Origin of the sequence: Streptomyces niveiscabiei, assembly GCF_001419795.1 — a bacterium.
In the GTDB taxonomy this organism is placed as follows: domain Bacteria; phylum Actinomycetota; class Actinomycetes; order Streptomycetales; family Streptomycetaceae; genus Streptomyces; species Streptomyces niveiscabiei.
On sequence record NZ_LIRL01000576.1, the window covers coordinates 1 to 8,101 of the forward strand.

7 protein-coding genes are annotated in these 8,101 nt (G+C 72.8%); 3 read left to right on the forward strand and 4 right to left on the reverse strand.

What is annotated here, in order from left to right:
• Positions 1-600 (reverse strand): VOC family protein (locus AOK24_RS26735; protein WP_055722626.1); only part of this gene is annotated, 600 nt, incomplete at its 3' end.
• A 272-nt stretch (positions 601-872) separates the two neighbouring features.
• Between AOK24_RS26735 and AOK24_RS26740 the strand changes: the two genes are divergently transcribed.
• Positions 873-1,721 (forward strand): sulfurtransferase, encoded by an 849-nt coding sequence (locus AOK24_RS26740; protein WP_063799521.1) that lies wholly within the window; start codon positions 873-875, stop codon positions 1,719-1,721.
• 376 nt (positions 1,722-2,097) lie between these two features.
• Here the strand turns inward: AOK24_RS26740 and sepH are convergent, their stop codons facing one another.
• Entirely contained in the window at positions 2,098-3,117 is a 1,020-nt protein-coding gene (gene sepH / locus AOK24_RS26745; RefSeq protein WP_055722621.1) for a septation protein SepH, read from the reverse strand.
• Positions 3,118-3,600: 483 nt separating this feature from the next.
• Here sepH and AOK24_RS26750 point away from each other — a divergent pair, with 483 nt between their 5' ends.
• Positions 3,601-4,341 carry a hypothetical protein gene (locus AOK24_RS26750; RefSeq protein ID WP_079057001.1) on the forward strand — a complete coding sequence of 247 codons (741 nt, stop codon included), beginning with the start codon at positions 3,601-3,603 and terminating at the stop codon, positions 4,339-4,341.
• Here AOK24_RS26750 and AOK24_RS26755 read toward each other — a convergent pair.
• Both AOK24_RS26755 and AOK24_RS26760 read right to left on the reverse strand, forming a co-directional pair.
• Complete coding sequence (locus tag AOK24_RS26755; RefSeq protein WP_055722623.1) at positions 4,265-5,584, reverse strand: D-arabinono-1,4-lactone oxidase; 1,320 nt, start codon at positions 5,582-5,584, stop codon at positions 4,265-4,267. The two genes, AOK24_RS26750 and AOK24_RS26755, sit on opposite strands and share 77 nt — an antisense overlap.
• On the reverse strand, positions 5,544-6,782 hold the full coding sequence (locus AOK24_RS26760) for an MFS transporter (RefSeq protein ID WP_055722624.1): 1,239 nt from the start codon (positions 6,780-6,782) through the stop codon (positions 5,544-5,546). Before AOK24_RS26760 ends, AOK24_RS26755 begins: the two co-directional genes overlap by 41 nt.
• Before the next feature lie 217 nt (positions 6,783-6,999).
• Between AOK24_RS26760 and AOK24_RS26765 the strand changes: the two genes are divergently transcribed.
• Positions 7,000-8,101: ferrochelatase (locus AOK24_RS26765; RefSeq protein ID WP_055722625.1), on the forward strand; the 1,102-nt coding region annotated here is incomplete at its 3' end.

Genomic DNA, 8,101 nt, shown 5'->3' on the forward strand with positions numbered 1-8,101 from the left:
GGTGGGGCCCAGGGCATGGAGGGCGGCTGCCGGATGGCCGTCGAGGAAGAGGGTCACCGTGTCGGGGGTGCGGTCGGAGTCGTAGCCGAAGAGGGTCTCGTAGAACTTGGTGACGGTCTCCGTGTCGTACGTGAGGAGTTCGTTCCAGGCGGGGGTGCCGTGGACGCCGGTCACGGCTGTGCCGAGGTGCGCCGCCGCCTGCCAGAGCCCGAAGACCGCGCCCGCGGGGTCGGAGCAGATGGCGAGGCGGCCGGCGTCGCCCGCGTCGAGGGGGCCCACGCCGACGGTCCCGCCGCACAGACGGACCCGCTCGGCGTCCCGGTCGATGTCGTCGGTGGCGAAGTAGGGCGTCCAGGCGACCGGCAGATGGCGGTCCGCGGGGAGCTGGCCGATGCCGGCGACGTGGCGTCCGTCGAGCAGTGCGCGCGCGTAGGCGCCCAGTTGGCGCGGCCCGGGCTGGAACTCCCAGCCGAACAGCTCGCCGTAGAACTCCTTCGTCGCCGTCAGCCCGTGCACCATCAGGCTGACCCAGCAGGGCGTACCGGGTGTGTACCGGCCGTGCGCCTCGCCGCGCCGGTCCGGATCCCGTGCCTCGGTCATCATCACTCTCTCCTCGGCCCCTCGCGGTGGCCGTGTCGCTGCGCCCTGGAACCCCCGTGCCGATGCTCGCACCCCCCGCGCGGCCCCGCGTCCCGGAGCACGCCGCCACGCGCGGGCGGTGATGACGCGCCCGTTTCACATTGATTGCCGTCAATTGTTGATCGGCTGTACTCGGTGTGCTCGATCCCGTACACCTGGTGATCGAGGCTGTCCGGCGGGCAGAGTAACCGGACACGGGCGGCGGGGCCACCCCGTGCGCGAGGATGGGCGCCATGAACGCCATCATTTCCGCATCCGAGCTGGCGGCCGAACTGGCCGGAAACCACCCGCCCGTGGTCCTCGACGTCCGCTGGCAGCTCAGCGTCCCGACGGCGGGTCAGCCTCCCTTCGACGGCCATGCCGCGTACGCCACGGGACACGTCCCCGGTGCCGTCTTCGTCGACCTGGACCGCGAACTCGCGGGCACTGCGGGCGCCTCGGGCCGCCATCCGCTGCCCGACCTCGACGCCTTCGGCGCCGCGATGCGCCGCGCGGGTGTCTCCGCGTCGACGCCGGTGGTCGTGTACGACGGAGGGCAGGGCTGGGCCGCCGCGCGCGCGTGGTGGCTGCTGAGCTGGACGGGTCACCCGGACGTGCGGGTCCTCGACGGCGGGTTGCCGGCCTGGGAGGGGGAGATCTCGGCCGACCTGCCCGCGCCCGCGGAAGGCGACTTCACGCCGGTCCCCGCCGCGACGGGGCTCCTGGACGCGGACGGCGCCGCCGCGCTGGCCCGCTCCGGGGTCCTGTTCGACGCGCGCGCGGGGGAGCGGTACCGGGGTGAGGTCGAGCCCATCGACCGGGTCGGCGGCCACATCCCGGGCGCGGTCTCGGCGCCCACCACCGAGACGGTCGGCCCCGACGGCCGCTTCCTGCCCGCGCAGCAGCTGAAGGACCGCTTCCGGGGCCTGGGAGCCGCCGACGGCACCGAGGTCGGCGTGTACTGCGGCTCGGGCGTCTCGGGGGCGCACGAGGTCCTCGCGCTGGCGATCGCGGGCATCCCGGCGGCCCTGTACGTCGGTTCCTGGTCCGAGTGGTCCTCCGACCCGTCCCGCCCGGTCGCGGTGGGTCCGGACCCGCAGTAGGACGCCGACAGGGGCCGCGTAGGGCAGGGCGCGGTCCCGAAGGGTCGGTGAGCACAGCAGTCGGCCGAGGGGGAACAGCCCCGTACGCGGGCGGAGGCGACAGCAGCGGCGGACCGGCCCCGCTCGCGGCACCCCCGGACGGCGGCGGCTCCTGGACGCTCGCGCGCGGGAGCCCTGGTCGCCGTCGATACCGTTGCTCCCTGCGGGCATCCGCCCGAGACGGACGCGGACCCGGCAACCTGTGCGCGCGAGCGGGACCCTCCCCGGCCCGCTGGAGCAAGTGCTTCCGCGCCGACCTCCCCGCGCGGGCGTTACCAGCCCGCGCGAGCGTGAGCAGCCCGAAGAGGCCCGGCACAGGCATCCCCGCGCGCGGGCGCTACTCCTGCTTCTTGCGCCGTGTCCCGAAGACGATCTCGTCCCAGCTCGGGACGGCCGCGCGGCGGCCGGGGCGGACGCCGTCGGCCTCGGCCTGGCGGTCGGTGGCGCCGATGAGGCGGTCGCGGTGGCTGCCGACGGAGCGCGGCATGAGGACGTCCGCGTAGGCGGAGCCGGCGGACGCGGCGGGTGCCGGGGGCTCCTCGACCTCGGCCTCCTGCTCGCTCTCCTCGGCGTCCTCCGAGGGGCGCTCGGGTACGACCATGTCGCCACGGAAGCTCGGTACGGCCTCCAGGAGGCTGGTCAGCGAGTCCCGCTCGGCCACCGCCTCGTCGGCCGGTTCGGGCGCCGGCGCGGGCAGCGCGGGGCGCTCCCGGTCCAGCGGGCGGTCCCGGGGCAGCCGGGCGATACGCGGCACGAACGGAAAGCTGGGCTCCGGAGCGGCGAGGTCGTCGGACTCGCCGATCAGGGACCGCGCCTCGTTGTCGACGGCCTGGACGAGCCTGCGGGGCGGGTCGTACGTCCAGCTCGCGGAGTGGTGCTCACCGGCGACCCGGTAGACCAGCATGACCTCCCAGGTGCCGTCGTCGCGGCGCCAGGAGTCCCACTGGACGGTGTCCTTCTCGGCGCCGCGCAGCAGCAGCCGCTCCTGGACGGCCTCGCCGAGCTGGGGACCGGCGTTCTCGCCGGGGCGGCGTACGGGCGTCTTGCGGGCGCGTTCGGCCATGAAGGCGCGCTCGGCGAGGACGGGGCCCTCGAAGCGGCGGACGCGGTCGACGGGGATGCCGGCGAGCTGCGCGACCTCTTCCGCGGTGGCGCCCGCGCGTATGCGCGCCTGGATGTCGCGGGGGCGGAGGTGGCTCTCCACCTCGATCTCGATCTGACCGAGCCGGGGCCGGTCGCCGCGCACGGCCGCGCGCAGGCGCTCGTCGATGGGGAGTGTGTACTCCGTCGCGTCGGCAGCTTTGAGCACCAGCCGTGTTCCGTCATTCGAGACGGCCACGACCCGCAGTTCGGGCATGGGGACCTCCCGGGTGGTGCCTGCCGACGTCACGTGCGTCGCTGCTTCCGCTAGTCGAGTGTGGCCTGCCCGGGTGCAGCCTGCCACAACCTTGCCGAGTTGCCCGGCGTGTCGGGCACGGGCCCTGGATCGCCGTTATGGCACGGTTACCGATTCGCCACGCTAAGTGACTGACCCCGTCACCCTGTGCAACTGGTTCCCCTCCTGGCGGTCCAGCAAGGCCCCGGACACCCTGTAGGGAGGCCGGGCCCAGGGCTCGCAACAGTACTCCATTTGGGCCACGTGCGTGGATTGCCGCGCCCCTCAACTTCTCGCAAGAGGTGCGACTTGGCCGCGGATTCCCCTGTTTTCGGGATCTTGAACGTGGCGTAGTTCACGGATCATCCGGAATCGGAACTTTCGGTTACGTCCTGACGTCACCTTCTTGCATGGATAGTCGATCAACTGTTGATCAAGTAGGGGAAAGGAAGGTTCGGTCCCGGCATGCGTGAAAGGCCCGATCTCAGTGTTCCGCAGGTCGCCGGAAGCGCATTGGCCGCGGTGCTCGCCGCGAAACTTGCCTCGTCCTTCGGCGTGTACGGCACGATCCTCGGGGCCGGTGTCGTCAGCGTGATCGCCACCTGCGGCGGCTCGCTCTTCCAGCACTTCTTCAAGCGCACCGGCGAGCAACTGCGCGAGGCGACCACGACGGCCGGCTCCCCCGAACCGGCCCCGGCCCCCGCGCCGGGCGAGTACTCGGCGGGAACGGTGCACCGCGCGCGGGGGCGAGGCCTGCGGCGCCCCGTCCTCGCGGCCGTCCTCGTCTTCGGTGTCACCATGACCGGGATCACCGCCTACGAGCTGGCGTCCGGCAGCACGTTCAGCGGCGGCGGGGGAACGACCGTCAGCGACGCGGTCTCGGGCCACGGTTCGTCGGCCGGGAACTCCGGTGACCCCGCGGACTCCACGAGCCCCTCGCACTCCACGGACCCCTCGCCAGACTCCGGGAACACGCCGTCACCCGGCTCCTCCGGCGCAGCCGACGGCGGCGCGCAGGCCCCTTCGCCGTCCCCGGAGAAGCCCTCGGGCGCCCGGGACCCGACCCCGAGCGCGACCCCCTCGCCGGCCCCGGACGCCGACGGGGCGACCCCCGCGCCGAGCCCGTCCGCTACTGCCCCAGCACCCGCCGCAGATAGTCGTTCTGGAACAGCCGGTCAGGATCCAGCCGATCCCGCAGCGCGGTGAACTCGCCGAACCGCGGGTACACGCGCGAGAAGTACTCCGCGTCCCGGGTGTGCACCTTCCCCCAGTGCGGGCGCCCCTCGTGCGCCGTGAAGATGCGCTCGGCGATCGTGAAGTACGCCTGGTAGGCCGTCCCCCGGACCATGTGGACGGCGACGTACGCGCTGTCGCGGCCGGACGCCGTGGACAGCGTGATGTCGTCGGCCGGCGCGGTGCGCACCTCGACGGGGAAGCTGACCCGCAGCCCCGAGCGCTCCACGGCCGTCCGCAGCTCGCGCAGCACCTCGGTGACGACCGCGCGCGGGACGGCGTACTCCATCTCCACGAACCGCACCCGGCGCGGCGAGGTGAACACCTTGAACGGGATGTCGGTGTACGTGCGCGCGGAGAGCGCCTTGCTGGAGACCTGGGCGATCGTGGGGACCGTCGCGGGCACCGCCCTGCCGACCCACTGGGCGGCCTGGAAGACGCCGTTGGACAGCAGTTCGTCCTCGACCCAGCCCTTGACCCGGCTCACCGGCCGGCGCGGGCCCGCGCTGCGGTTGTTGCGCTTGGTGTTGGTGCTGCCGGTGTGCGGGAACCAGTAGAACTCGAAGTGCTCGTTCTCGGCCCACAGGTCGTCGAACTCGGCGAGGACCCGCTCGAACGGCATCGGCTCCTCGCGCGCGGTGAGCAGGAAGAGCGGCTCCACGGCGAACGTGATCGCGGTGACGATCCCCAGCGCGCCCAGGCCGATCCGGGCGGCGGCGAAGACCTCGGGATTCTCCTTCTCGGAGCAGGTGAGGACGGAGCCGTCCGCCGTCACCAGCTCAAGTCCCTTGATCTGCGCGGCGATCGAGGCGGACTCCCGGCCCGTGCCGTGCGTGCCGGTGGAGGCGGCGCCGGAGACGGTCTGCTCCATGATGTCGCCCATGTTGGTGAGCGACAGGCCCTCGCGCGCGAGAGCCATGTTGAGTCTCTTGAGCGGAGTACCCGCCTCCACCGTGACGGTCATGGTGTCGCGATCAATGGTGCGGATACCGGTCAACAGTTGAGGGCGGATCAACACACCGTCGGTCGCGGCGATCGACGTGAAGGAGTGCCCCGTACCGACGGCCTTCACCTTCAGGCCGTCCTCGGCGGCCTGCCGCACGGCGGCGGTCAGCTCCTCCACGGAGGCGGGCTCCACCTCCCGCGCGGGACGGGCGACGACGTTCCCTCCCCAGTTATGCCACGTGCCGCTCTTCCCGCTCGCTGTGCTGCTCAACGGTGCCTCCCCGACCCGTAGCCGGCCTGCTGAGCCGGCGGTACCCCAGGAAACCGACCACGACCGCGACGGCCCCGGACACCGCCGGAACCCCGTACCCCGCGCGCGCACCGGCCGCGTCGATCACCCAGCCGGCCACCGAGGAGCCGAGCGCGACTCCGACCGCGAGCCCGGTGCTGATCCAGGTCATGCCCTCGGTGAGCTGCGCGCGTGGTACGTGCTCTTCGATGAGGGACATCGTCGTGATCATCGTGGGAGCGATGGACAGGCCCGCGACGAAGAGCGCCACGGCCAGAAACGGCAAGTTTCCGACCAGTAGGAGGGGGATCATACTCACGGCCATCGCCAGCACGCCCAGCAGCCAGCGCCGCTGCGGAGCCCCCGAGAAGCGCAGCAGACCGAAGACGATTCCCGCCAGGCAGGATCCGGCCGCGTAGACCGCGAGGATCAGGCTCGCGGCGGCCTTGTGGCCCCGCTCGTCCGCGAACGCGACGGTCACCACGTCCACCGCCCCGAAGATCGCCCCCGTCGCCACGAACGTGGCCACCAGCACCTGGAGCCCCCGCGAGCGCAGCGCGGAACCGCCGCCCGTACGCGCGCGGGGGTGCGGTTTCGGCTCGGTGGACCGCTGGGCGGTCAGCCAGAAGACGCCCACCGCGAGGAAGCACGCCGCCAGCAGCGGCCCCGCCTCCGGGAACCAGGCGGTGGACAGCCCGATGGAGATGATCGGCCCGAAGATGAAGCACACCTCGTCGACCACCGACTCGAACGAGTGCGCGGTGTGCAGCTGCGGCGTCCCCCGGTACAGGGCGGCCCACCGCGCGCGGACCATCGCCCCGAGGCTCGGCACCGACCCGATGCCCGCCGCGAACACGAACAGCGACCAGTCCGGCCACGACCAGTGCGCCGCCACCAGCATCCCCGCCGCCGCGGCCAGCGCGACCAGCGTCGCCGGGCGCAGCACCCGGCGCTGGCCGTGCTGGTCCACCAGCCGGGAGATCTGCGGCCCGACCAGCGCGGCGGCCAGCGCGATCGTCGCCGACAGCGCGCCCGCGAGGCCGTAGCGGCCGGTGAGCTGGGAGATCATCGTGACCACGCCGATGCCCATCATCGACAGCGGCATCCGCCCGACGAACCCCGCGGCGGCGAAGCCCTTCGTGCCGGGCGCGGCGAACAGGGCGCGATAAGGGCTGGCCAAGGCGGTCTCCGGTCGTACGGGGTGGCCGCACGCGGCCGGCGGCTCGGCGTGGTGCGGGTGGTGGGGCTCTGCGGCACGGAGCGTCGTAAGGTGCCAACGCGGCCTGTACAGCTTACGGGGCGGGTCACCCGTACGCATCACCCTTACCGGCCGTGAACGGGCCGGCCGGACACCCTGCCGTTTCCCGGTTGTCAGTGCCGGGTGGCAGGATCGACCCATGTCAGACGCGCTCGATGCCACCCCCTACGACGCCCTGCTCCTGCTGTCCTTCGGCGGCCCCGAAGGTCCGGACGACGTGGTCCCGTTCCTGGAGAACGTGACGCGTGGGCGCGGCATCCCCACCGAACGCCTCAAGGAAGTCGGGCAGCACTACTTCCTCTTCGGCGGGGTCAGCCCGATCAACGACCAGAACCGCGCCCTGCTGGACGCCCTGCGCAAGGACTTCGCCGAGCACGGCCTCGATCTGCCGGTCTACTGGGGCAACCGCAACTGGGCCCCGTACCTGACGGACACCCTGCGCGAGATGGTCGCCGACGGGCACCGCCGCATCCTCGTCCTCGCCACCAGCGCGTACGCCTCGTACTCGGGCTGCCGCCAGTACCGCGAGAACCTCGCCGACTCGCTCGCCGCCCTTCAGGCCGAGGGCCTCGACCTGCCGAAGGTCGACAAACTGCGCCACTACTTCAACCACCCGGGCTTCCTGGAGCCCATGGTCGACGGCATCGTGGAGTCCCTCGCCGGCCTCCCCGAGGACGTCAGGGGCGGCGCCCGCATCGCCTTCTCGACGCACTCCATCCCCACCGCCTCCGCCGACACCTCCGGCCCCGTCGAGTCCCACGGCGACGGCGGCGCGTACGTCGCACAGCACCTGGAGACGGCCCGGCTGATCGCCGACGCCGTGCGCGAGCGCACCGGCGTCGACCACCCCTGGCAGCTCGTCTACCAGTCCCGCTCCGGCGCCCCGCACATCCCGTGGCTGGAGCCCGACATCTGCGACCACCTCGAAGAACTGCACGAGGCGGGCGCCCCCGCGGTGGTCATCGCCCCCATCGGGTTCGTCTCCGACCACATGGAGGTCCTCTACGACCTCGACACCGAGGCCAAGGCCAAGGCGGAGGAGCTGGGCCTGCCCATGCGCCGCTCGGCCACGGTCGGCGCGGACCCGCGCTTCGCCGCCGCCGTCCGCGACCTCGTCCTGGAGCGCGCGGCCACGGAGTCCGGCCGCGAGGTCACCCCCTGCGTGCTGGGCGCCCTCGGCGCGACCGCGGACCTCTGCCCGGTCGGCTGCTGCCCCGCCCGCGCCCCCAAGCCCGCCGCCG

Excerpts from the sequence above, each read along its gene's own strand:
- AOK24_RS26740 (WP_063799521.1), top strand. The coding sequence starts at position 873 with ATGAACGCCATCATTTCCGCATCCGAGCTGGCGGCCGAACTGGCCGGA.
- AOK24_RS26750 (WP_079057001.1), top strand. The coding sequence starts at position 3,601 with ATGCGTGAAAGGCCCGATCTCAGTGTTCCGCAGGTCGCCGGAAGCGCA.
- sepH (WP_055722621.1), bottom strand. The coding sequence starts at position 3,117 with ATGCCCGAACTGCGGGTCGTGGCCGTCTCGAATGACGGAACACGGCTG.